Origin of the sequence: Streptococcus infantis (assembly GCF_015546995.1) — a bacterium.
GTDB classification, from domain to species: Bacteria; Bacillota; Bacilli; order Lactobacillales; family Streptococcaceae; genus Streptococcus; species Streptococcus infantis_J.
This window is the reverse complement of record NZ_JADMUH010000023.1, coordinates 1-25,037: the sequence shown is the minus strand read 5'-3', so window position 1 is coordinate 25,037 and position 25,037 is coordinate 1. Positions and strand designations below refer to the sequence as shown.

General features: G+C 41.1%; 25 protein-coding genes and 1 pseudogene. 19 read left to right on the top strand and 7 right to left on the bottom strand.

The genetic code is table 11. From position 1 onward, the window contains the following. The first annotated feature begins 110 nt into the window (after positions 1-110). From ruvB to pepC, 5 genes are all read left to right on the top strand, one after another. A complete protein-coding gene (ruvB, locus tag I1J71_RS07600) occupies positions 111-1,109 on the top strand; it encodes a Holliday junction branch migration DNA helicase RuvB (protein WP_324248685.1) in 999 nt (332 codons plus the stop codon). Next, positions 1,090-1,662, top strand: a complete 573-nt coding sequence (locus I1J71_RS07595; RefSeq protein WP_195184314.1) for a nucleotidyltransferase family protein — start codon at positions 1,090-1,092, stop codon at positions 1,660-1,662. The genes ruvB and I1J71_RS07595 overlap by 20 nt, the downstream gene beginning before the upstream one ends. Before the next feature lie 953 nt (positions 1,663-2,615). Further along, positions 2,616-2,885, top strand: a complete 270-nt coding sequence (locus I1J71_RS07590) for a hypothetical protein (protein ID WP_229026688.1) — start codon at positions 2,616-2,618, stop codon at positions 2,883-2,885. Continuing rightward, entirely contained in the window at positions 2,882-3,604 is a 723-nt protein-coding gene (locus I1J71_RS07585; protein ID WP_004250633.1) for a pseudouridine synthase, read from the top strand. Before I1J71_RS07590 ends, I1J71_RS07585 begins: the two co-directional genes overlap by 4 nt. Before the next feature lie 107 nt (positions 3,605-3,711). After that, positions 3,712-5,046 carry an aminopeptidase C gene (gene pepC / locus I1J71_RS07580; protein WP_195184313.1) on the top strand — a complete coding sequence of 445 codons (1,335 nt, stop codon included), beginning with the start codon at positions 3,712-3,714 and terminating at the stop codon, positions 5,044-5,046. A gap of 63 nt (positions 5,047-5,109) precedes the next feature. On the opposite strand, the gene I1J71_RS07575 is transcribed toward pepC, so the two are convergent. The 4 genes from I1J71_RS07575 to adhP form a co-directional block, all read right to left on the bottom strand. Next, complete coding sequence (locus I1J71_RS07575; protein WP_006149277.1) at positions 5,110-6,021, bottom strand: PTS system mannose/fructose/sorbose family transporter subunit IID; 912 nt, start codon at positions 6,019-6,021, stop codon at positions 5,110-5,112. A gap of 14 nt (positions 6,022-6,035) precedes the next feature. Then, the gene (locus I1J71_RS07570) at positions 6,036-6,848 is read right to left on the bottom strand and encodes a PTS mannose/fructose/sorbose transporter subunit IIC (protein ID WP_004250648.1); all 813 of its coding nucleotides are present in this window, start codon (positions 6,846-6,848) and stop codon (positions 6,036-6,038) included. A 29-nt stretch (positions 6,849-6,877) separates the two neighbouring features. Further along, the gene (locus I1J71_RS07565; RefSeq protein ID WP_195184312.1) at positions 6,878-7,867 is read right to left on the bottom strand and encodes a PTS sugar transporter subunit IIB; all 990 of its coding nucleotides are present in this window, start codon (positions 7,865-7,867) and stop codon (positions 6,878-6,880) included. 433 nt (positions 7,868-8,300) lie between these two features. Next, positions 8,301-9,320: an alcohol dehydrogenase AdhP gene (gene adhP / locus I1J71_RS07560; protein WP_195184311.1), complete on the bottom strand. Its 1,020-nt coding sequence runs from the start codon at positions 9,318-9,320 to the stop codon at positions 8,301-8,303. A gap of 370 nt (positions 9,321-9,690) precedes the next feature. Between adhP and I1J71_RS07555 the strand changes: the two genes are divergently transcribed. The 8 genes from I1J71_RS07555 (at position 9,691) to I1J71_RS07520 (ending at position 17,763) form a co-directional block, all read left to right on the top strand. Next, positions 9,691-10,968, top strand: a complete 1,278-nt coding sequence (locus I1J71_RS07555; RefSeq protein ID WP_195184310.1) for a gamma-glutamylcysteine synthetase — start codon at positions 9,691-9,693, stop codon at positions 10,966-10,968. A 74-nt stretch (positions 10,969-11,042) separates the two neighbouring features. Then, complete coding sequence (gene thrC, locus I1J71_RS07550) at positions 11,043-12,527, top strand: threonine synthase (protein WP_195184309.1); 1,485 nt, start codon at positions 11,043-11,045, stop codon at positions 12,525-12,527. A 60-nt stretch (positions 12,528-12,587) separates the two neighbouring features. After that, entirely contained in the window at positions 12,588-13,868 is a 1,281-nt protein-coding gene (locus I1J71_RS07545; RefSeq protein WP_195184308.1) for an MATE family efflux transporter, read from the top strand. A 3-nt stretch (positions 13,869-13,871) separates the two neighbouring features. Continuing rightward, on the top strand, positions 13,872-14,486 hold the full coding sequence (locus I1J71_RS07540; protein ID WP_195184307.1) for an HAD family hydrolase: 615 nt from the start codon (positions 13,872-13,874) through the stop codon (positions 14,484-14,486). A 177-nt stretch (positions 14,487-14,663) separates the two neighbouring features. Next, entirely contained in the window at positions 14,664-15,791 is a 1,128-nt protein-coding gene (locus I1J71_RS07535; protein WP_195184306.1) for a LysM peptidoglycan-binding domain-containing protein, read from the top strand. Between the two features lie 150 nt (positions 15,792-15,941). Continuing rightward, positions 15,942-16,805, top strand: coding sequence for a DUF2262 domain-containing protein (locus tag I1J71_RS07530; protein ID WP_195184305.1), 864 nt, complete (start codon positions 15,942-15,944; stop codon positions 16,803-16,805). Positions 16,806-16,964: 159 nt separating this feature from the next. Further along, positions 16,965-17,390, top strand: a complete 426-nt coding sequence (locus I1J71_RS07525) for a MarR family winged helix-turn-helix transcriptional regulator (RefSeq protein WP_195184304.1) — start codon at positions 16,965-16,967, stop codon at positions 17,388-17,390. A 10-nt stretch (positions 17,391-17,400) separates the two neighbouring features. Continuing rightward, entirely contained in the window at positions 17,401-17,763 is a 363-nt protein-coding gene (locus I1J71_RS07520; protein ID WP_195184303.1) for a DUF1304 domain-containing protein, read from the top strand. 47 nt (positions 17,764-17,810) lie between these two features. Here the strand turns inward: I1J71_RS07520 and I1J71_RS07515 are convergent, their stop codons facing one another. Next, positions 17,811-18,668 carry a DUF975 family protein gene (locus tag I1J71_RS07515; RefSeq protein WP_195184302.1) on the bottom strand — a complete coding sequence of 286 codons (858 nt, stop codon included), beginning with the start codon at positions 18,666-18,668 and terminating at the stop codon, positions 17,811-17,813. Between the two features lie 116 nt (positions 18,669-18,784). Between I1J71_RS07515 and tgt the strand changes: the two genes are divergently transcribed. The 3 genes from tgt to I1J71_RS07500 all read left to right on the top strand — a co-directional run bounded on the left by tgt (position 18,785) and on the right by I1J71_RS07500 (position 22,338). Continuing rightward, positions 18,785-19,927, top strand: a complete 1,143-nt coding sequence (gene tgt / locus I1J71_RS07510) for a tRNA guanosine(34) transglycosylase Tgt (protein WP_195184301.1) — start codon at positions 18,785-18,787, stop codon at positions 19,925-19,927. 135 nt (positions 19,928-20,062) lie between these two features. Next, on the top strand, positions 20,063-21,880 hold the full coding sequence (locus I1J71_RS07505; protein ID WP_195184300.1) for an acyltransferase family protein: 1,818 nt from the start codon (positions 20,063-20,065) through the stop codon (positions 21,878-21,880). A gap of 116 nt (positions 21,881-21,996) precedes the next feature. Further along, on the top strand, positions 21,997-22,338 hold the full coding sequence (locus I1J71_RS07500) for a metal-sulfur cluster assembly factor (RefSeq protein WP_075229742.1): 342 nt from the start codon (positions 21,997-21,999) through the stop codon (positions 22,336-22,338). A gap of 56 nt (positions 22,339-22,394) precedes the next feature. Here the strand turns inward: I1J71_RS07500 and ilvD are convergent, their stop codons facing one another. Continuing rightward, positions 22,395-24,098 carry a dihydroxy-acid dehydratase gene (gene ilvD / locus I1J71_RS07495; protein WP_195184299.1) on the bottom strand — a complete coding sequence of 568 codons (1,704 nt, stop codon included), beginning with the start codon at positions 24,096-24,098 and terminating at the stop codon, positions 22,395-22,397. 218 nt (positions 24,099-24,316) lie between these two features. Here ilvD and rpmF point away from each other — a divergent pair, with 218 nt between their 5' ends. Together rpmF and rpmG are read left to right on the top strand one after the other, a co-directional pair. Beyond that, positions 24,317-24,499, top strand: coding sequence for a 50S ribosomal protein L32 (gene rpmF, locus I1J71_RS07490; RefSeq protein ID WP_000290417.1), 183 nt, complete (start codon positions 24,317-24,319; stop codon positions 24,497-24,499). A 15-nt stretch (positions 24,500-24,514) separates the two neighbouring features. Continuing rightward, on the top strand, positions 24,515-24,664 hold the full coding sequence (gene rpmG / locus I1J71_RS07485) for a 50S ribosomal protein L33 (protein ID WP_001265622.1): 150 nt from the start codon (positions 24,515-24,517) through the stop codon (positions 24,662-24,664). 78 nt (positions 24,665-24,742) lie between these two features. Here the strand turns inward: rpmG and I1J71_RS08650 are convergent, their stop codons facing one another. After that, positions 24,743-24,928, bottom strand: a complete 186-nt coding sequence (locus I1J71_RS08650) for a FanG protein (protein WP_080566886.1) — start codon at positions 24,926-24,928, stop codon at positions 24,743-24,745. A gap of 28 nt (positions 24,929-24,956) precedes the next feature. Between I1J71_RS08650 and I1J71_RS07480 the strand changes: the two are divergent. Continuing rightward, a pseudogene (locus I1J71_RS07480) lies at positions 24,957-25,037 on the top strand (cadmium transporter); the annotation flags it as partial.

The window sequence follows — 25,037 nt, the reverse complement described above, 5'->3', positions numbered from 1 at the left end:
TTATTTAATAGAAATCCTAAACTTTTCTTTTTCATAATAATCTCCCTAAAGAAGCCACCAAATCAGGTGGCTTTTTTGTTTGTAGGCTGGATTTTTGCTATAATAGGAGCATGAGTAGAATTTTAGATAATGAAATTATGGGTGATGAGGAGTTGGTAGAACGTACCCTCCGTCCCCAATATTTACGTGAATATATCGGTCAAGACAAGGTCAAGGATCAGCTTCAAATCTTTATCGAGGCAGCAAAAATGCGTGATGAGGCGCTGGATCATGTTCTTTTGTTTGGCCCTCCAGGTCTCGGGAAAACAACCATGGCTTTTGTCATTGCCAATGAATTGGGAGTTAATCTCAAGCAGACGTCTGGTCCTGTCATCGAAAAAGCAGGTGATTTGGTAGCGATTTTGAATGACTTGGAGCCAGGAGATGTTCTTTTTATTGATGAGATTCATCGCTTGCCCATGTCGGTAGAAGAGGTGCTATACAGTGCCATGGAAGACTTCTACATTGACATCATGATTGGTGCAGGAGAAGCTAGCCGTAGTGTCCATCTAGATTTGCCACCATTTACCTTGATTGGTGCGACAACTCGAGCTGGGATGCTTTCAAATCCTCTTCGTGCCCGTTTTGGGATTACAGGCCACATGGAATATTATACCCATACTGATTTGACAGAGATTGTCGAGCGGACGGCAGATATCTTTGAGATGGAAATCACCCATGAGGCTGCATCTGAGTTAGCTTTACGCAGTCGTGGAACTCCTCGTATCGCCAATCGTCTTCTCAAGCGCGTGCGTGACTTTGCCCAGATTATGGGCGATGGCTTGATTGATGATGTGATTACGGATAAGGCCTTGACTATGCTGGATGTAGACCATGAAGGTTTGGACTATGTAGACCAGAAAATCCTTCGCACCATGATTGAGATGTATGGCGGCGGTCCTGTCGGTCTAGGAACTCTTTCGGTTAATATCGCCGAAGAGCGTGAGACAGTAGAGGATATGTATGAACCTTACCTGATCCAGAAAGGATTTATCATGCGAACTCGTTCAGGACGAGTTGCGACAGCCAAGGCTTATGAGCATTTGGGGTATGAATATATTGAAAAATGAGACTGAAATTTTAGACTCTTTTAGGGAAAATCCTGACATGATGGCTATTCTGACTGCCATCCGTGACTTGGAGTTGAACGATTCCTGGTTAGCAGCTGGTTCGGTTCGAAATTTTATCTGGAATCTTTTGTCAGAGAAACCAGCCTTTGACCGTGAAACGGATGTGGACGTCATTTTCTTTGACCCAGAGGTGAGTTATGAAGAAACGCTGACAATAGAAAACAAGTTGAGAGAGGACTTCCCCCAGTATCAGTGGGAGTTGAAAAATCAAGTCTATATGCATCAGCATAGTCCCCATACGGAACCGTATGTGAATTCCTGTGACGCTATGAGTAAATATCCCGAACGTTGTACGGCGATAGGTCTTCGCTTGCAAGCTGACGCAACTTTAGAGCTCTTTGCTCCTTATGGTTTAGAGGATATTTTGAACTTTCAGGTTTCTCCAACTCCCCATTTTTTAGAAAATCAAGACCGGATGAAGCTTTATCAACAGCGTTTATCTAAGAAAAATTGGCGAGAAAAATGGAAAAATCTCACATTTAAAAATACTTAAGGAAACTTTAAGATAGGAGCTGTATACTTATCTCATAAGTTAAGAAAACCTTAACTTATACTCCTAAAACTTTTTCATAATAATCTCCCTATAAAAAAATTAAGTCGCCCAATCAGGCGGCTTTTTTTGTTGTGAACATGAGATAAGGATAGTTCTAAACAAGGGCAAACACCAGAGAAATGTTGACAAAGGTCAAAGATTTCTCTAGTATAAGAAGTAAGGCTAGAGATTTTCTGAGAATAGAGTAAATGGAAGTCCATTGGTTTGAGAAAGAGATGTTGAAAAATGACTAAAAGAATGAAAAACAATAGGAAACTAGTTAATCTAGGCTTGTATCAAAACAAAATAGTCTATTATGACTTAAAAGAAAAGAAACTTTACTTTTCAATTCTCGAGAGAACATCTAAGAATCACCATTACTATACTCTTGGACTCACTTTGCTATCTCTCCCCATTATTCGATTGCTGAATGGTTTAACCATTTTTGATATCCCTACTATCAAATATTCTAGCTTCATTCTATGTTCCTGTCTTTCCTTGCTCATAGGGAAATTTGTAGTTGACTATTATGACAAAGACTTGGACTTATATCCTGCATTGTTTACAGATATTGAGTACGCAGAATTTTTAGAAATAGCAAAGAAAAATGGAACTCTTGCTTTCGTATTTAATATTATTAGTAGTGTCAGTTTGATAGGTTGCTTGATAGTTTACCTAGTCTATGCAAAGTTTTTAGGATTGCTGATTTATTCGGTTCTCTTATTCATTCTCTACATCTGTGTGGTCAATAATGTACATAGACGGAATAAAGTGATTAAAAAACTACTTTAGTTAACGATTCACTAATAAAGGACTTCCGTATTTCCCTTATGATTTGGTTGCGGAAGGTGAGAAGGAATAGTAAGTCTCGTGGAGTACTATGAATAAAATTTTTAAAAAAGATTGGAGTAAATATGAGTAACAAAGTATCAATTATGCAAGAGATGTTTAAAAAAGAAGGTTCAGATGAACTCGTTCCTGCAGTAACCATTATCTTGGATGGGCAAATTAGAAATATCATTGATGCCCTAACAGAACAGAATGGCTATAAAGGCTATCCAGAAGCTATTTCAGAAATTCTTTTCAAAGGGATAGAAAGTATGATAAAAAATAAATCCGGGAAAGCAAATACAAGAAAAAGAGAGCGAAAGGCGCTCTCTTTTTATGATATAATAGCCCTATGAGATTAGATAAATTTTTAGTTGCCTGTGCTGTCGGGAGTCGGACCGAGGTAAAAAACTTTCTAAAGGCTGGGCGCGTGACGGTCAATGGCGAGAAAGAAAAATCTGCCAAGCTACAAATTGATGAAGAGACAGACGAGATTTGTTTTGACGGACAAAAGCTAGACTACGAGGAGTTTGTTTACTATATGATGAACAAGCCCCAGGGCGTTATCTCAGCGACTGAAGATCCTAAACACAAGACTGTTTTGGATTTGTTGGATGACTATGCACGTGCCAAGGAAGTTTTCCCGGTAGGGCGCTTGGATATCGATACGCATGGACTCTTGCTCTTGACCAATGATGGCAAGCTGGCTCATGCTCTTCTTTCACCAAAACGTCATGTGGATAAAACCTATCTAGCGCAAGTCAATGGAATCATGACGGATGAAGACATTGAGACATTTGCGCAAGGAATTCCGCTCAAGGACTTTACCTGTCAGCCTGCCAAACTGGAGCTTGTGTCTATTGATACGGAAAAGGATCAAAGCCTGGTCCGAGTGACCATTGCAGAAGGGAAATTTCACCAGGTCAAACGGATGGTGGCCTACTGTGGTAAAGAAGTTGTGGACTTGCAACGTTTAACCATGGGAACTTTGACCTTGGATGAGGATTTGAAAAGTGGAGAATGGCGTCGTTTAAGCAAGGAAGAGCTAGAAGGCTTGCTTAAAAGTGTTCAATAAACTGGATAATAGGAAAAGGTAGGGGAAATGTCCCTGCCTTTTTCAGTTTTTGGTTGCTTCCTTTGTGAAAAGAGTTATAATAGACAGTAAGAAAAAAGGAGGATTTTATGAACGCGATTCAAGAATCATTTACAGATAAATTATTTGCTAACTATGAAGCAAATGTAAAATACCAAGCTATCGAAAATGCTGCCAGTCACAATGGAATTTTTGCAGCCCTTGAGCGTCGTCAAAGCCATGTAGACAACACACCTGTTTTCTCACTTGACTTGACTAAGGACAAGGTCACTAACCAGAAAGCATCTGGCCGTTGCTGGATGTTTGCGGCACTTAATACTTTCCGCCACAAACTCATCTCTCAATACAAACTTGAAAACTTTGAATTGTCACAAGCCCACACCTTCTTCTGGGACAAGTATGAAAAATCTAATTGGTTCTTGGAGCAAGTGATTGCGACTGCTGACCAAGAATTGACAAGCCGCAAGGTTAGCTTCCTACTCCAAACTCCACAACAAGATGGTGGTCAGTGGGATATGGTAGTTTCTCTCTTTGAGAAATACGGTGTCGTTCCTAAGTCTGTTTATCCAGAGTCTGTTTCATCTAGTAGTAGCCGTGAGCTCAATGCAATCCTTAACAAATTGCTTCGTCAAGATGCTCAAATCTTGCGTGACCTCTTGGCTTCTGGCGCTGGCCAAGCAACTGTTCAAGCCAAGAAAGAAGACCTCTTGCAAGAAATCTTTAACTTCCTTGCTATGTCATTGGGGCTCCCACCACGTCAATTTAACTTTGCTTATCGCGATAAGGATGACAACTACCAAAGCGAAAAAGGCATCACTCCACAAGAGTTTTACAAGAAATATGTTGACCTTCCACTAGAAGACTATGTTTCTGTGATCAATGCTCCAACTGCTGATAAACCATATGGCAAATCCTATACAGTTGAGATGTTGGGAAATGTTGTTGGTAGCCGTGCAGTTCGCTACATTAACGTACCGATGGAACGCTTGAAGGAATTGGCCATTGCCCAAATGCAAATAGGAGAAACTGTTTGGTTTGGTTCAGATGTCGGCCAGCTCAGCAACCGTAAAGCAGGAATCCTTGCGACAGATGTCTATGATTTTGAATCAAGTATGGATATTCAACTCACTCAAGACAAGGCTGGACGTTTGGACTACAGCGAAAGCTTGATGACCCACGCTATGGTCTTGACAGGTGTTGATTTGGATGAAAATGGTAAATCAACTAAGTGGAAAGTTGAAAACTCATGGGGAGACAAGGTCGGAACAGATGGTTACTTTGTTGCTTCAGATGCTTGGATGGACGAATATACTTACCAAATCGTTGTCCGTAAAGAATTGCTGACAGCAGAAGAACAAGCTGCCTATGAAGCAGAACCAATCGTTCTTGCACCATGGGATCCAATGGGTGCCTTGGCAGAATAATTAAAGATAAAAAGAATCAGGTGATAAACCTGATTCTTTTTTGTTTATACATTCTCGTCGAGATTACATGATACCGAAGAAACGAGCTGCGATACCAACTGCAAAGAGAGCAAGGATGATTGTGATTGGAGATACTTTTTTCTTAAGCAACCACATGCAAAGGAAAGTAAGGAGAAGTCCCATCAATCCTGGGATCAATGAGTTCAACTGTCCTTGAAGGGTTTGTGGTTGAACGCTATCCAAGCTCATACCACTAAGTGCTTGACCAAGAATTCCCTTCAATTCTCCACCTGTAACAGCACCTTCTGGGAAGTTGATGTAGGCACCTTCTGATAATTGTTTACCTGGAAGGTTGATAGTGAAGTTGATGGATACCCAACGTTGTACAAGAACGGCAAGGATAAACATACCAAGGATAGAAGCTCCTTTAGTGATGTCTTTCAAGATACCACCTGACATGTCTTTAGTGATTTCAGATCCAGCCTTGTAACCAAACTCTTGTGTGTACCAAAGGAAAGACATACGGATTGCATTCCATCCAAAGAAGAAGAGGAGTGGTCCAACGATGTTACCAGTTGCAGCAAGTGATGCACCAAGGGCACCAAGGATCGGACGAACTGTAAACCAGAAGACTGGGTCACCAATACCAGCAAGAGGTCCCATCATACCAATCTTAACACCTTGGATAGCAGCGTCATCGATTTCAGTACCGTTAGCGCGTTCTTCTTCAAGTGCAAGAGTAACCCCCATGATTGGAGCAGCTACGTATGGGTGAGTGTTGAAGAATTCAAGGTGACGCTCAAGAGCAGCTGCTTGGTCTTCTTTTTTAGTGTAAAGTTTCTTGATAGCTGGGATCAAAGAATAAGCCCAACCCAAGTTTTGCATACGTTCGTAGTTCCAAGAACCTTGAAGGAATTGTGAACGCCACCAAACTTTTTGGCGATCTGATTTTGATAATTGAATTTTTTCAGCCATGATTGTTCCCCTTTCTAGTAGTCTTCTAGGATATCACCGATTGGATCGTTAGAAGTTGCAGCTCCTCCGCCACCGTTTCCACCTTGTTTAGAAAGGTTGAGGTAGATGAAGGCAAGGGCAACACCGATGACACCAAGGGCAATCAAAGTCAATTGAGAGATTGCTGCAAGAGCAAAACCGATAGCAAAGAATGGCCATACTTCACGAGTAGCCATCATGTTGATAACCAAAGCGTAACCAACGGCAACGACCATGGCACCACCGACAGCCATACCACCGTTCAACCAGTCTGGCATTAATTTAAGAGCATCTTGAACAGCAGAAGCAGGGATAGCAATAAGGAAGGCTGCAGGAATCGCGATACGAAGACCTTGAAGAACAAGGGCAAAGTAGTGAGCGCGTTCAACAGCTGCAATGTTTCCTTCTTTAGCAGCAGCGTCAGCAGTGTGAACCAAACCAACTGAGATTGTACGAACAATCATAGTCAAGAAAAGTCCAGCTACGGCAAGAGGGATTGCAGTTGCAGTTGCGACTGCGATACCTTCAGTAGTAAAGTTACCACCTTTAATCATGATGATTGCAGCAGCAACAGAAGCAAGAGCAGCGTCAGGAGCTACGGCAGCTCCGATGTTTGCCCAACCAAGAGCGATCATTTGAAGTGATCCACCAAGCATAACCCCAGCTTCGAGGTTACCAGTTACAAGCCCGATAAGGGTACATGCTACGATTGGTTGATGGAATTGGAATTGGTCGAGGATACCTTCAAGACCTGCGAAGAAGGCAACAACTACAACCAAGATAGCAGAAATGATTGAAATATCTGACATGGTTTTATTCCTTTTCTATTTAATGTAAATTATTGAACGTTAGCTTTGCTAATCAAGTCAAACAAATCTTTTTTCGTGTCGTTTGGTACTTTACGTACGTCAAATTCAACACCAAGGTCACGCATTTTTTCAAATGTAGCAACGTCTTCTTTGTCCATTGACAATACGTTGTTGACCATTGTTTTACCAGTTGAGTGAGCCATAGATCCTACGTTAAGAGTCTTGATTGGTACACCGCCTTCGATAGCACGGAGGGCATCTTGTGGTGTTTCAAACAAGATAAGGGCGTGTGTGTTACCAAAACGAGGGTCTTTTGCAACCTCAATCAATTTTTGGATTGGAACAACGTTAGCCTTCACTCCGTTTGGAGCTGCTTGTTTGATCAATTCTTTACGAAGGTCATCTTTAGCAACGTTATCTGAAGCAACGATGATACGGTCTGCTTTTGAATCTGGTGTCCAAGCAGTTGCGACTTGCCCGTGAAGGAGACGTGTGTCAAGACGTGCAAGGTTGATTTTCAATTTACCGTCTCCGATAACAGTTCCTTCTGGAATAGCAGCTTGGGCTACTGGAGCAGCTGCAGCAGTTGCAACTTCCTCAGCTGGGTTTAGCTCTTCTGGAAGAGCCTTGATGCCATCCTTAGCTTCTTTAATGATGTTCGCAGCAACTTTAGCCACTCCGGCATTAGCGTCCATCAGGCGTTCGGTGTAGGCTTGGATTAACATCGGCAAGTTAAGTCCTGTGATGATGGCAAATTTACGCTCAGGATTTTCTCCCATTACGCGGCTAGCTTGGTTAAATGGAGAACCACTCCAAAGGTCAGCCAAGACTAGAACCTCATCTTCTGCGTCAAATGCAGCCACAGCATTGTTGAATTTTGCGTATAAATCATCTGGACCTTCGTTTGGCATAAAGGTTACAACTTGAACCTTTTCTTGTTCACCAAAGATCATAGATCCTGACTGATGAATACCCGCGGCAAATTCACCGTGACTCGCAATAATGATTCCGATACTCATTATTGTCATTCCTCCTTATAAAATGTTTGACTTGTAGTTTAAGAAAACTTTAAGACTCTTTAAGTATAAACCGTTTTCAGCAAAAAATCAACTACTTATAATAAATACTAAAAAGTGGAGGGAGAAGGCCGCTTTAGGGATATTGATATATCAACATCTAGTTGTCTTACCTAGAGAATAGTAAAAAAATTTAATATAAAAAAGTCGTAGTACAGAAATCGACGAACCAAATCGGTATCTTATTTCTAGCCCCCTATACTTCAACCGTTGGATGCTTAAAGAATATGGATAGTAAAATGACGTTTTGTCAATGGTGTTCTTGAGCGTTAAAAAAAGAACTTTAAGTTCAATAAATTGCTATGTCAAAATTTTATTGCTAAAAAACGAGGTGGGGTCTTTTGTCCCTACCTCGTTTTGGAATTTATTATCTATCTTAATGAGTAAAGTCTAGAACCATGCGACCTTGGATGGTACCAGCAGCCATTTCATCAAAGACAGCAATGGCATCTTCGACAGGCCGTTTTTGAACAACTGGAACAACGAGACCTTCAGCACCAAATTGGAAAGCTTCTTCCAAATCTTTACGTGTACCAACAAGGGAACCGATGACCTGAATACCGTCAAGAACTGTTTTAACGATACTTAGATCCATCATTTCAGATGGGAGACCGACAGCTACTACACGACCACCTGCACGAACAGAGTCAACTGCTTGGTTGAAGGCAACTTTTGATACAGCTGTTACGACAGCTGAGTGAGCACCACCGTTTGTTTTTTCCTTGATAAGGCCTGGAACATCTTCGACTTCAAGACCATTAATTACGATATCAGCACCAACTTCTTTAGCTAGAGCAAGTTTATCGTTGTTAATATCTACTGCGATAACATGAGCGTTGAATACTTTTTTAGCGTATTGAACAGCTAAGTTACCAAGTCCTCCAGCACCATAGAGTACAACCCATTGGCCTGGCTCAACTTTTGCTTCTTTAATGGCCTTGTAGGTAGTAACACCGGCACAAGTGATTGAAGAAGCTTGGGCTGGATCGAGACCTTCTGGAACCTTAACAGCATAATCTGCAGTTACGATACATTGTTCTGCCATACCACCATCAACTGAGTAGCCAGCATTTTTAACTGTACGGCAAAGAGTCTCACGCCCAGTTGTACAGTATTCACATGTGCCACAACCTTCAAAGAACCAAGCAATACTGACACGGTCGCCAACTTTTAAGCTCTTAACATCAGGAGCGATTTCTTTTACGATACCAATCCCTTCGTGACCGAGAACACGTCCTGGAACTTTTCCAAAGTCACCATGGGCAACGTGGAGGTCTGTATGGCAAACACCACAATACTCAACTTCAACAAGTGCTTCGCCAGTTTCGAGCGGACGGAGCACTTTTTCTTCAATAGCAACACCAGTGCTTTCTGGATTTACAACAACAGCTTTCATAGCTATCCTCCTTGGTTAGTAGTTGAGGTGCAGAGGAAAAGGGGCTTGCCTTAAATCGTGATTCAAGTGAAGTCAAATTTGAACTGCCCTCTTTTTTGTTTATATGTGAATTATATCACGATATTTAATATAATACAAGGAGATTTATGCAAAAACAGATAAAATCGCTTAACCGGTTGATGAGACTGTGAAATTTGAACAATGATATCTAATGTATTCATATGAAATTTAATATAAAGAGAAACTTGTTTGGCCTCAAATCTAGGGATTGAGCTTACAAACAGATTTTCTAAGATCCATCTCTAGGAGTTTTTGGTATAATAGAGAGTAATTTATTTTCTAGTATGAGAAGTTAGAGTGAGAGGTATGTATGTCCCCTTCAATTCAGTTATTAAAAGACCGCTATTTAAAAAATATCAAAGAAAATCCAGATCTCTACATCGGTATTGAGTTGGAGTTTCCTATCGTTCATACGAAAGGCCAACCTACAGATATTGAAGTCAGCAAGGACTTGTTGCGCTTTTTGGTTGATACTCTCAGTCTGGAAGTTGAAAAGGTAGACCAGGAGGGCAATCCGATTCAACTTGTAGAACCGAAGAGTCAAGATCGGATTTTGTTTGAGGTTTCCTACACGACCTTGGAATTTGCCTTTGGTAGGGCTCAGAATATCCAAGAGGTTGAAGGACGTTTTCAGGCCTATATGAAGGTAATCCAAGAAAAGCTAGGCGAAAAGAATCATGCTATCCAGGGTTGGGGGATTCATCCAAACTGGAATCAAAATGACAATCGACCTGTCGCTTATCCACGCTATCAGATGCTGATGGATTATCTGAGTATGGGGAGTCACCAAGAAAGTGCGCATTTACATGACTTTCCACAATACGGAGCCTTCATCTGCGGGAGTCAAGTCCAGTTGGATGTTTCGACCGCTAACTACCTACGTGTCATCAATGCTTTCACACAGATAGAGGCAGCCAAATCTTTCTTGTTTGCCAATTCTGAGTTCTCTGGAGCAGACTGGAACACCCAGATTTCACGAGATATCTTTTGGGAAGACTCCATGCATGGGATTTATCCAGAGAATGTTGGTGTCAATTCAAAACTCTTCAAAGATGAGGATGATTTCTTTGATTATCTCGACCATTCTGCGATTTTTACGGCAGAAAGAGATGGAGAAACCTACTATTTTTCTCCGATTCGTGCTAGAGATTACTTAGCCACTGATGAGATTCCTGCTTATACTCTAAATGGGAAAGAGACTCTGCTCGCCCCTCAAGAGAAGGATTTCCAAACGCATCGAAGCTACCAGTTTCAAGACTTGACAACAAGAGGGACAGTTGAATTTCGTAGTGTTTGCACCCAGCCACTAGACCGCACTTTTGCTTCAGCAGCCTTTCATCTAGGTTTGTTGGTGAATCTTGACAAGCTTGAAGCTTACCTAGAAACAGCTCCTTTCTTTGAAAGTTTTGGTCGTGACTACAAGTCTTTGAGAAGACAATTTTCTAAGAAGCACCTCACAGATGAAGAAACAGCTGGGATTGTCCAGTTCTCCAAAGACTTGCTAGCGATAGCAGAGCAAGGACTTGAGATGAGAGGTCAGAGTGAAACGACTTATTTAGAACCTTTGAAAGAAGAATTGGACGTATAATTTTCTTATAACGGAAGAATTTTCTGAAAAATCATGTTATAATGAATGAGACTATAGATAAAGGATAGAGATTTATGACATTAGTTTATCAATCAACGCGTGATGCGAACAATACAGTAACAGCCAGCCAAGCGATTTTGCAAGGCCTGGCAACAGATGGAGGCTTATTTACTCCAGTTAGCTATCCAAAGGTTGATTTGGATTTTGAAACATTGAAAGACGCTTCTTACCAAGAAGTAGCTAAGCTTGTCTTGTCAGCCTTCTTGGATGACTTTACAGCAGAAGAGTTGGACTACTGTATCACCAACGCCTATGACAGCAAGTTTGATACACCAGCTATTGCCCCTCTTGTCAAACTTGATGGCCAATACAACTTGGAGCTTTTCCACGGTTCAACCATTGCCTTTAAAGATATGGCCTTGTCTATCTTGCCATACTTTATGACAACAGCTGCTAAGAAACACGGCTTGGAAAACAAAATTGTCATCTTGACAGCGACATCTGGAGATACTGGGAAAGCTGCTATGGCAGGATTCGCGGATGTCCCAGGGACTGAAATTATCGTCTTTTATCCAAAAGATGGTGTCAGCAAGGTACAAGAGTTGCAAATGACCACTCAAACAGGCGAAAATACCCATGTTATCGCTATTGATGGAAACTTTGACGATGCTCAGACTAATGTGAAACATATGTTCAATGATGTGGCTCTTCGTGAGAAATTGGCAGCCAACAAGCTCCAGTTCTCATCAGCTAACTCTATGAATATCGGTCGTTTGGTCCCACAGATTGTCTATTATGTTTATGCCTACGCTCAGCTTGTTAAAACTGGCGAAATTAAGGCTGGTGACAAGGTTAACTTCACCGTACCGACAGGGAACTTTGGAAATATCTTAGCAGCCTTTTACGCAAAACAAATCGGCCTACCAGTTGGCAAGTTAATCTGTGCTTCAAATGACAACAATGTCTTGACAGACTTCTTTAAGACACGTGTTTACGACAAGAAGCGTGAGTTTAAGGTAACAACTAGCCCATCTATGGATATTTTGGTATCTTCAAACTTGGAGCGCTTGATTTTCCATCTTTTGGGGAATGATGCGGTTAAGACAGCTGAACTTATGAATGCCTTGAACACGCAAGGACAATATGAACTAACTGATTTTGATGCAGAGATTCTTGAACTCTTTGCAGCTGAATATGCGACTGAGGAAGAAACAGCGGTAGAAATTAAGCGTGTTTATGAGTCAGATTCTTATATCGAGGATCCACATACAGCGGTTGCCTCAGCAGTTTATAAGAAATACCAAGAGGCTACTGGCGATGCGACTAAGACAGTGATTGCTTCAACAGCTAGTCCCTACAAGTTCCCAGTGGTTGCCGTAGAAGCTGTAACTGGAAAAGCAGGTTTGACTGACTTTGAAGCCTTGGCTCAATTACATGAAATCTCAGGAGTGGCAGTGCCACCAGCAGTTGATGGCCTCGAAATAGCTCCAGTTCGTCACAAGACAACTGTTGCAGCGGCAGATATGCAGGCAGCAGTAGAATCTTATTTAGGACTTTAAAAGAGAGGAAGTAAACTCGGTTGGGAAACTAACTGAGTTTCTTTTCATCAGGAGGAAGGATTGTTTAAGAAAAATAAGGATATTCTCAACATAGCTTTGCCTGCCATGGGTGAAAATTTCTTGCAGATGCTCATGGGGATGGTAGATAGCTACTTGGTAGCTAATCTGGGGTTGATCGCCATTTCGGGTGTGTCTGTAGCTGGAAACATAATCACCATTTATCAGGCTATTTTTATTGCCTTGGGAGCAGCAATTTCTAGTGTGATATCAAAAAGTTTGGGACAGAAAGATCAGTCTAGACTAGCCTATCATGTGACAGAAGCTCTCAAGATTACTCTGCTACTGAGTTTATTTTTAGGAGCCTTGTCCATCTTTGCAGGACAAGAGATGATAGGTCTTTTGGGGACAGAAGAAGCGGTCGCTGAAAGTGGCGGACTTTACCTAGCATTAGTTGGTGGGACAATTGTTCTTCTGGGTTTGATGACTAGTTTGGGTGCCTTGATTCGTGCTACTCATAATCCTCGACTTCCTCTCTATGTGAGTCTATTATCCAATGCCTTGAATATTGTCTTTTCAAGTATGGCTATTTTTATCCTTGATATGGGGATAGCTGGTGTAGCTTGGGGGACTATTTTGTCTCGTTTGGTCGGGGTTGTAATTTTGTGGTCACAATTAAAACTTCCATATACGAGACCAAATTTTGGACTGGACAAAGACTTGCTGACCTTGGCTTTACCTGCAGCGGGAGAACGTCTCATGATGCGAGCTGGTGATGTAGTCATAATTGCCTTGGTTGTTTCCTTTGGGACGGAGGCAGTCGCGGGAAATGCTATCGGTGAAGTTTTGACTCAGTTCAACTATATACCTGCCTTCGGTGTTGCGACAGCAACAGTCATGCAGGTGGCTCGAGCAGTAGGGGAGAATGATTGGGCAAGGGTGGACAGACTAAGTAAACAAACTTTTTGGTTGTCTTTCTTTCTTATGTTGCCTTTAACACTTAGTATCTATGCTCTCGGGACACCACTAAGCTATCTCTACACCAGCGATCCTGTGGCTATCAAAGCCAGTGTTTTAGTGACTCTTTTTTCACTTTTAGGGACTCCTATGACAACGGGAACGGTCATTTATACAGCTGTCTGGCAAGGTTTGGGAAATGCCCGACTTCCCTTTTATGCGACAAGTATTGGAATGTGGTGCATCCGAATTGGGACTGGTTACCTGATGGGAATTGTTCTTGGATGGGGTTTGCCTGGTATCTGGGCAGGAACGCTTTTGGATAATGGTTTCCGTTGGATTTTCCTACGCTATCGTTACAAATCTTATATGACATTGAAAGGATAAAAAATGCAAGAAACGGCTTTTATTTGGGATTTAGACGGGACCTTATTGGACTCCTATGAAGCTATTTTGTCAGGAATTGAGGAGACCTATGCACAGTTTTCCATTCCTTTTGACAAGGAAAAAGTTCGAGCTTTTATCTTGAAATACTCTGTCCAGGATTTACTAGTGCAAGTGGCAGAAGAAAGAGGCTTGGATGTTGATAGGCTCAATCAAGTCCGTGCTCAGAGCTTGGCTGAAAAGAATGCCCAGGTCATCTTGATGCCGGGGACGCGCGAGGTTTTAGCCTGGGCAAATCAGCAAGGAATTCAGCAATTTGTCTACACCCACAAAGGCGATAATGCCTTGACTATTTTACGAGATTTGGGATTGGATGTTTATTTCACAGAAATTTTGACAAGCCAGAGCGGTTTTGCTCGTAAACCAAGTCCAGAAGCAGCGACCTACCTTATCAGCAAATACCATTTAAAACCAGACCGCACCTTTTATATAGGGGACCGTACTTTGGATATCGAGTTTGCTCAAAACAGTGGCATCCAGAGTATCAATTTCCTTGGAACTCCGGTGGATTGCAATCATCAGATTTCTTGTTTAGCGGATATTCCTTCTCTCTCTTTATGAAAGTTTTATGAAAGAGAATATGTCAGCTTTGTGACAAAATTCATACAAACTATTTCAATTAATGTGCTTTGTTACAGAGCTTAGACAGTTTTATTAAATAGCCCCCCAAGGGCTTTTTTTCTTTTTTCTTTATGTTATGATAGAAAGGTACTACATTTGAAAAGGAGTTTGAATAGTATGAAGAAACGAATTATTTTAGCATCAACAGTAGCTCTATCACTTGCCCCTACCTTGGCGACTCAAGCAGAAGAAATTGTATGGTCACCACGTTCAGTTGAGCAAATTCAAAACGATGTTGCTAAAAGCGAAAATAAAACAAGTTACACAATTAAGTACGGAGATACCCTAAGCACGATTGCAGAGGCTTTGGGAGTAGACTTAAATGTCCTTGCAAACTTGAACAAAATCACAAATATTGACTTGATTTTCCCAGAAACTGTACTGACTACAACTGTTAACGAAGATGAAGAAGTAACAGAAGTTGAAGTATACACACCTCAAGAAAACGGTGGTGAAGGAACAACTGCAACAGCAGATTTAACAACGAATCAAGTAACGGTAGATGAGCAAACTGTTCAAGTCGAAGATTTGACACAACCAGTTGAAGAAACAGAAGTTGTAACAGAAACAACAGAAACAACCGAAGTCACTACTGAAGCTACAACTGAAGCTGTAGCAGAAACAACAGTATCTTCAGAAGCAATAACAGAGGCAGTAACAGAAGCACCTGCCACTGAGGAAACAACTACAACGACAGCTGAGCCAACAACAGAAGCAACAACTGAAGCTGTAACAGCAGCGCCTGTAGTGGAAGAAACAACAACACAAGCCACTACTGAAGCAACAACAGAAGCACAGTCAGCACCAGAAACTTACCAAGCTGAACCAAGCCAAGGAGCATCAACAACTTATGCAGCACCAGCGGCACCTGATTATGCAAGTATTGCAGCTTCAAAATCAGAAAATGCAGGTCTTCAACCACAAACGGCTGCCTTTAAAGAAGAAGTAGCTAACTTGTTTGGTATCACATCATTTAGTGGTTACCGTCCAGGAGATCCAGGTGACCACGGAAAAGGTCTAGCGATTGATTTCATGGTCCCAGTTAGCTCAGCTCTCGGTGATCAAATTGCAGATTATGCTATCCAAAATATGGCTAGCCGTGGAATCAACTACATCATCTGGAAACAACGTTTCTACGCACCATTTGATAGCAAATACGGACCAGCTTACACTTGGAATCCAATGCCAGACCGTGGTAGTGTTACAGAAAATCACTATGACCACGTTCACGTATCTATGAACTAAGAATAATAAGAAGCTATGCATTTAAAAGTGTAGCTTCTTTTTTTGTAAAAATAGTATTTACAAGTGAAAAAAAATATCAAACATGATAAAATGTAAGCGAATACAAAACTATACCAGCGATTTTAAGCATAGAGAGAAAGGATGATAAAGATGACAAAACGATTAAAAACTCCATTTGAGAAAACAAGAGATGATTTTGAAGAGGAATTTTGCGGAGAAATTGTTGAGCTCTTGATTTTTACCTTCCAAAATGTAAGTGGAGCAATCTCCTTAAAAGATGGATGCAAGGTACCGTCAGTAAATTTTAAAGCTAGTGTCAATGTCGCAACCCAGGAATTCTCTGAACGTGAAGGACGTTTGGAATGGCTCCTGACTCCAGAAGAATTTGAAGAAAAGCGATGGGGATTTAGTTTTGAACCCTACAAAATTCATCGGATCAAATGTCAAAAACGCCCCTTCATGGAACTAGAGCCATATATGTCAGAAGTAGCTAACAACTGCTATCGTTTGCTGGAATATTTAGATGACCAATCCACGGATGCTAGATTAGAGACCTTGATTGAAACCTATCAAAAACCAGTCATCATTCAAGACGATATTGGTGAATTCACCTTAAATAGAGCCTATTCTTGGTTTGAAGGCTTCATCACTTATGAGGGCGGTAAGATTCATGCTATCTTTGTTGCGGATGCAGATGAAAGTCTTCCTCCAAGTTCTTTCGATGATCTAAAGAAATTTATGGAAACCTTCCAAGTCCAAGATGCTCGGATTAAAGACTATATTGTCAAAGAACTGTGGGAAGCAGCTCAAGACTGGATAGATTCGGATGAAAATGATGTGGAGTTAACAGAAGAGTATTTCACCAACTCACTTTCCTTGAGTGAACTATCGATCAACGAAGATGGGGAATTGACCCTCTACTATGATGATAGCGAGGAAATTTTTGCAGGCCATGCCATTGAAGTCGTCATTGATAAAGAGGGAGAAATCCTTCGAGCAGATTTGGTAGGTTAGTGCTGGATTTTATCTAGAATATAAGAAACATAGCCTTTTGGGATTGAAACCAAGAGGCTATGTTTTCGGAGTGAGCAAAATAGTTGCGTTTTTTAACCTGCTTGTATTATAATTGATAAGTCAATAGTTGACAAATCAAATATTAACAAAGGAATAGAAATGTCAGAAATCAATGAATTACTGTACCAGCTCCATTTGGTAGATCAGACGATTACTCAACTTTTTGAGAAACAATTGGGAATAAGTTTGACACGCTATCAAATTCTGCAGTTTTTATTGCAAAAGTCACCATGTAACCAAACTGCCGTTCAAGAGAAGTTACAGATTGACCAGGCAGCTTTGACTCGTCATTTTAAGATACTGGAGTCAGAAGGTTATGTGACTCGTAAGCGTAATCCGCTTAATCAACGAGAGGTTTTAGTTGAATTAACCCAAGAAGCCAAGAATCAACTATTAGTTAATCCACCTAAATATCACTTGAATGTGAAGGAACAGATGGAGAGCATCTTATCGCCTGGTGAGCAGAAAGAACTGACAACCTTACTGACAAAACTAGTCTCAGGTTTAGAAAACATAGAATTTTAAGGAGAACACTATGTCAATCATTACTACTGTTTTAGCAACTATGGTTGCCCTCGAACATTTTTATATCTTCTATTTGGAGAGTATCGCAACCCAATCAGACGCAACCAGCCGAGTCTTTAATATGGAAAAGGAAGAGCTAGTAAGACCATCTGTCACTTCACTTTTTAAAAACCAAGGGATTTATAATGCCTTGATTGGGGTGTTTCTTATCTATGGGATTTATTTCTCACATAGCTTAGAAATCGTAACAATCTTTGTTTTATTTGTCATAGGAGCAGCGACTTATGGTGCTTTAACAGCAGATAAAAAAATCATTATAAAGCAAGGTGGTCCAGCGATCATAACTCTTTTGAGTATCCTCTTATTAAAATAAAAACAACCAGCACTTTCTATGAAGGTGCTGGTTTTTAATAACTGATCTTAAACTTTTCTGCGTTTGATTTCCAGTAGCCTTTGATAGAAGAAGATTTGGCTACTATAGATATAAGGGAAGATAGAGATACTTGCGATTCCAAAGCTAATCCAGATAAGGATGTACCAAGGAAGTAGTTGTAAATCAAGGACAAAGCGTTGGAATTTATAGCCTTTCATGAGAAAGCGGCTGGTATGTAGCACGCGGCTCGGTTTGGCAATTCCGATTGCAAGGGTGTCACATAAAAGTAGTTCAACTTGGGAATAGGCATAGTATTGTGGAAGATAGAGAATGGTTCCCAAAATCATTACTAGGACACTACCAAAGAAGTAGAGTGCGAAAGTAAGCAGGAAGTGTTCGATATCTGGATTGGTGACGTCGACAGATGGAAACTCGGGATGAAGTTCCACGAATTTACGAGCCATTGCACTGCTATAAAAAAGCAAGTAAACTCCAAAAAGATTAGGAATGCTCCATAAAAAGAGGTAGAAACGCTTGAGTAAGAGCGTTAGAAATGTCTGGGTAAAGAAGCGGTTGTCAAGCAAAGACAGGCTATCTTTAAAGGAAAGCTCTATCTCAGAAATTCTGTAAAGATTAATCGTGGTAAAGAGGGCACCAGCTAGGATGATGGAACTTGTAAATCCAACGGCTATCGGAAAGAGAGCAGACTGGATTGTAATCCCTAGAAAACTCAAGAAGGACTGTTCAAGAATGCCTTCATCAAGTAGGGATAAAGGTCTGACAAAGCTCGATAGAATAAAGAGAATACTTGGTAATAAAAAGACAAGCAGCAAGCGAGGGTGCTCGGCTTGAAATTGTCTAGCCTGCTGGCGAACTTCTTTTAAATTAATTTTTGGGTACTTCATTCTTTCATTATACCATAGTTCGTGACAGTTCCTGTTTTTTTTGATAGAATCATACAGTATGCCTTTGGGCACAAAGTAAGAACTGGGGCTGTCTTTCCCAGCTTCGGAGGTAAAAAATGTCAGATTCGCCAATCAAATATCGATTGATTAAAAAAGAAAAACACACAGGAGCTCGTTTGGGTGAGATTATCACACCCCATGGTACCTTCCCAACGCCTATGTTTATGCCAGTAGGGACTCAGGCAACGGTCAAGACTCAGTCGCCAGAAGAATTGAAAGAGATGGGTTCAGGAATTATCCTTTCTAACACTTATCACTTGTGGCTTCGCCCTGGGGACGAACTCATTGCCCGTGCTGGAGGTCTTCACAAGTTCATGAATTGGGACCAACCAATCTTGACAGATAGCGGTGGATTCCAAGTGTATTCCCTAGCAGACAGCCGTAATATTACAGAAGAAGGGGTAACCTTCAAGAACCACCTCAACGGTTCTAAGATGTTTCTTTCACCTGAAAAGGCAATTTCTATTCAAAACAATCTGGGCTCAGATATCATGATGTCCTTTGACGAATGTCCCCAATTTTATCAACCTTATGATTATGTGAAAAAATCGATTGAACGTACTAGCCGTTGGGCAGAGCGTGGTTTAAAGGCTCATCGTCGTCCACATGATCAAGGTCTATTTGGGATTGTACAAGGGGCAGGATTTGAAGATCTTCGTCGTCAATCAGCTCATGACCTTGTAAGTATGGACTTCCCAGGATATTCTATCGGAGGACTAGCAGTTGGAGAAACCCACGAAGAGATGAATGCAGTTTTGGACTTCACAACCCAACTGCTTCCTGAGAACAAACCTCGTTACTTGATGGGAGTGGGAGCGCCAGATAGCTTGATTGATGGGGTGATTCGTGGGGTAGATATGTTTGACTGTGTCTTGCCGACACGTATTGCTCGTAACGGTACTTGTATGACCAGTCAAGGTCGTTTGGTTGTGAAGAATGCTCAGTTTGCAGAGGACTTTACACCGCTTGATCCTGAGTGTGATTGCTACACATGTAAGAATTATACCCGTGCTTATCTACGCCATTTGCTTAAAGCAGATGAAACCTTTGGTATCCGCTTGACAAGTTACCATAACCTGTATTTCTTGCTCAATCTGATGAAGCAGGTTCGCCAGGCTATTGTGGATGACAATCTCTTGGAATTCCGTGAGCATTTTGTTGAAAAATATGGGTATAACAAGTCTGGACGTAATTTCTAATTTTTGCTTGATATCAGCTAAAAATCCTAAGTTTTATCTTAGGATTTTTCTGTTTTTTTTGATAAAATAAAGGTACTATGGATTGAAAATTAGATGGCTTTTTTTGCTAATCTAATGAATGGAGAATAAACTCGTATGCGTATTAAATGGTTTTCCTTGATTAGGATTACAGGTTTGCTTTTGGTACTCTTGTACCATTTCTTTCAGACGGTTTTCCCAGGAGGTTTCTTCGGGGTTGACGTCTTCTTCACCTTCTCAGGTTTTCTAATTACTTCACTTTTATTAGAAGAATTTGGACAAAAAGAGAAAATCGATATCCTAGGATTTTTCAGACGACGCTTCTATCGAATTTTTCCGCCGATTGTTTTGATGGTCCTCGTCGTTATGCCCTTCACGTTCTTGGTTCGTCAAGATTATGTGGCAGGAATCGGTGGTCAAATTGCTGGTGTTCTTGGATTTATGACTAACTTCTATGAAATGCTGACAGGAGGAAGTTATGAATCTCAGTTTATCCCTCACCTCTTTGTTCATAACTGGAGCTTAGCTGTTGAAGTTCATTATTATGTTTTGTGGGGCTTGGCAGTTTGGTTCTTGGCCAAGCGAGCAAAAACAAGTGGACAACTACGAGGAATGATTTTCCTACTTTCCTCAGCGACCTTTATGGTTAGCTTCCTTTCTATGTTTATTGGTAGCTTTATCGTTAGCTCCTACTCAACACTCTACTTCTCAACTTTGACTCATGTCTTTCCATTCTTCTTAGGTAGTGTGCTTGCTACCGTAATAGGGGTTCGTCATGCAACGCCACTTCTTAAACGTTTGAATAGAAGCTTGGATTTGAAGCAGACTTTGCTAGTCTTTGGAGCTGGGCTCGGAGTCTTGCTATTATTGACCTTCTTTGTGAAATTTACATATCTCTTTGCTTATTTACTCGGCTTCTTGTTTGCAAGTTTAGCAGCGCTTCTGATGATTGTTGCGGCACGCGTCTTGCATGAGAAAACACCGACGATCAAAGAGCCAAAGATTATCAGCTTTTTAGCGGATACCAGCTATGCTGTCTATCTTTTCCACTGGCCGTTTTATATTATCTTTTCTCAATTGATGGGCAACCTGCTAGCAGTGATTTTAACCACCATCTTCTCTTATATCTTCGCAACTCTTTCTTTCTATGTCATCGAACCTTTGGTAGCAGGAAAAACTACGGAACTCTTGCAAAAGGCAAAAGAAATTCCGCACATTAAACCGGTCTTTGCTGGCAGTGCTGGAGTACTTGGTCTGATTACTGTTGTCGTGATACTGATAGCCCCTCAAGTAGGCGCATTTGAAACGGATTTGATGGTTAATGGTCTCAATCAGGCGCAAACCAATATGAACCGAACAAAAACCATGGCAGATCAAGCAGAAGCCAGCCGCTATAATATAGCTGAGGGTGTATCCATCATTGGAGATTCGGTCACCTTGCGTGCTTCAGAGGGGCTTAAGGAGCTCTTGCCAGACGCACAGATTGATGGTCAGGTCAGTCGAAATACCAAACAGGCAAATGCATTGATGCTGAATTACAGTCAGAATAAAGCCTTGCCTAAAATTGTAGTCATTGCGACTGGCGTTAATAATCCTGAAAATTATAAAGCTGATTTGGATCTGCTGATAACAAATCTTCCAAAAGGACATCAACTTGTTCTAGTTACTCCATACGAGGGGGATACAACGCAGGAAACGCAACCTTATGTAGAGCAGTATGCAAGCTATGCGCGTGAACTGGCACAAAAATATCCTTATATAGCACTAGCAGATTGGAACCAAGTGGCTAAAGATCATCCAGATATTTGGAAGGGAACAGACCAGGTTCACTTCGGTAGTGATACGACCAAGCAGGATGAAGGAGCAAAACTTTACGCAGAAACCATTAATGCTGCCGTTAAAGCTCTCGCAGATAAACCTGTCAAATCAAAATAATCACTAAAAAGTAGAGATTGTATCTCTACTTTTTGCTTTAAAGAGAATTGGGAAAAACTTGCCAAATTGTCAGAATTATGAGAAAATAGGTGCAGTCTAAAAATGGAGGGAATGCAATGAGAGAAGATATCAAAATCAATAACCGTGCTCTAGCATTGGAAGATCAAATCATTGAAGTGCTCGAAAAAGTTTATGATACAGATGTAGAGCTAGATGTATACAATCTTGGACTGATTTATGAGATTCATTTAGATGAGGCTGGCCTTTGTACAGTTGTCATGACCTTCACCGATACTGCATGTGACTGCGCAGAAAGTCTGCCAATCGAGATAGTTGCAGGTTTGAAACAAATTGATGGCATTGAGGATGTTAAGGTCGAGGTTACTTGGTCTCCAGCTTGGAAGATTACACGCATTAGTCGTTATGGGCGTATAGCTCTAGGGCTACCTCCACGATAATTGTTTATTTTGAAAATACAAAAAAGCAAGCCAGTTGAGGCTTGCTTTTGATTTGCTTATTTTTTACCAGATTGTTCCATATTCCAGAAATCTGTAACGGCACCACGTGATGCAGAAGATACGGTATGGGCATATTTACCGAGGACACCACGGCTATAGAGTGGTGGTAAGGTTGTTTCTGCCTTGCGTTTTTCAAGTTCTTCATCGGAAACGTCCATGGAAATTTCTTTAGTATCTTGGTCGACTGTAACAATATCGCCTGTACGGAGGTAGGCAATTGGTCCACCATCCTGAGCTTCAGGAGCGATATGTCCAACAACCAATCCATAAGTTCCACCAGAGAAACGTCCATCTGTCAAGAGGGCAACCTTGTCTCCTTGACCTTTACCAACAATCATTGATGAAAGTGAGAGCATCTCAGGCATACCAGGACCACCCTTAGGTCCAACGAAACGAACTACGACAACATCGCCATCAACGATTTCATCTGATAATACAGCTTGGATAGCATCTTCCTCTGAGTCAAATACCTTGGCTGGACCAACGTGACGACGAACCTTAACACCTGATACCTTGGCAACTGCACCGTCAGGAGCAAGATTACCGTTCAAGATGATAAGCGGACCGTCCGCACGTTTAGGATTTTCAAGTGGCATGATGACTTTTTGACCTGGAGTAAGATCTGCAAAGTCAGCCAAGTTTTCAGCGATAGTCTTACCAGTACATGTGATACGGTCTCCATGAAGGAATCCATTTGCCAGCAAGTACTTCATAACTGCAGGCACACCACCAACTTCGTAGAGGTCTTGGAAGACATACTGACCAGAAGGTTTCAAGTCGGCCAAGTGAGGCACACGTTCTTGGATTGTATTAAAGTCCTCGAGTGTTAAATCAACATTTGCTGCGTGAGAAATAGCGAGTAAGTGAAGAGTGGCGTTAGTAGAACCACCTAGAGCCATTGTCACTGTAATGGCATCTTCAAAGGCTTCACGAGTCAAGATATCAGACGGTTTGATACCGAGTTCAAGCATTTTAACCACAGCACGTCCAGCTGCTTCAATGTCTTCTTTCTTATCAGCAGATTCTGCTGGGTGAGAAGAAGAACCTGGCAAGCTCATCCCCAAAACTTCGATAGCAGTCGCCATAGTATTGGCAGTATACATACCACCGCAACCACCAGGTCCAGGACAGGCATTACATTCCAGACGTTTCACGTCTTCAGCCGTCATATCACCGTGGTTCCACTTACCGATTCCTTCAAATACAGAAACCAAGTCAATGTCTTTACCATCCAGTTTTCCAGGGGCGATAGTACCACCGTAAGCGAAAATAGCTGGGATATCCATATTGGCAATGGCAATCATGGAACCAGGCATGTTCTTGTCACAACCCCCGATAGCTACAAATGCATCAACGTTATGACCACCCATAGCTGCTTCGATAGAGTCCGCGATGATATCGCGAGACGTTAGGGAGAAGCGCATACCCGGTGTCCCCATGGCAATACCGTCGGCTACCGTAATGGTTCCAAACTGCACAGGCCAAGCACCAGCAGATTTAACACCTTCTTTAGCTAATTTCCCAAAGTCATGCAAGTGAATATTACACGGTGTGTTTTCTGCCCAAGTCGAAATGACCCCAACAATCGGTGTTTCAAAGTCCTTATCTGTCATACCAGTCGCACGAAGCATGGCACGGTTTGGTGATTTAACCATGCTATCATAAATGCTGCTGCGGTGACGTTTATCTAATTCTGTCATTCAAGTCCCTCCCATTTCAGTTTGTTCCATTATAGCACAATTTTCATATGAATAACAGAAGAAAATTTTTAAATTTTCAGACAATTCAGCAGTGTACGATGAAAAAATACAACTTTTTTTGTCAAGTAACTTTACTTTACAAAAAAGTTTTGATATACTATTAAAGTTGATGAAAATCAAACCTAATTGAATTTATATCTTAAAAGGAGAAAAACGAAATGGCAGTACCTGCACGTCGCACTTCAAAAGCGAAGAAAAACAAACGTCGTACACACTACAAAGTAACAGCTCCATCTGTAAACTTTGACGAAACTACTGGAGATTACTCACGTTCTCACCGTGTATCACTTAAAGGATACTACAAAGGACGTAAGATCGCTAAAGCTGCATCAGCTGAATAATAGAAGGGAGATACCATGCGCGTAAATATTACACTTGAACACAAAGAATCTGGTGAACGCTTGTACCTTACTTCTAAAAACAAACGTAACACTCCAGACCGTCTTCAATTGAAGAAATACTCACCAAAACTTCGCAAACACGTTGTGTTTACAGAAGTGAAGTAAGCATTCAATACGAATCAATACATAAGAAAAACGCTTATTTTAAGCGTTTTTTCTTTTTTCCAATTTCAATACATTTCACTATATTTCAGTCCAAACTCTACCTTTTTCTCTACCTTTTTTAGATAAATATATCATCTGGATATTGAAGTTAAGCCCTGCTATCATTTCGATGGCAGGGCTTTTTAATGTTTGGTACACTACCTTCTTATCTATATTTTGATGGAGCTGAAGTTGACATCTACAAAGTTTAATGTTAAAATACATTCAAAAATATATTTGAATGAGGTGTTTTATGGTTCAAAATGTTGTTACTTCAATAATCCTGTATTCTGGGACAGCCGTAGACTTACTTATTATCCTAATGTTATTTTTT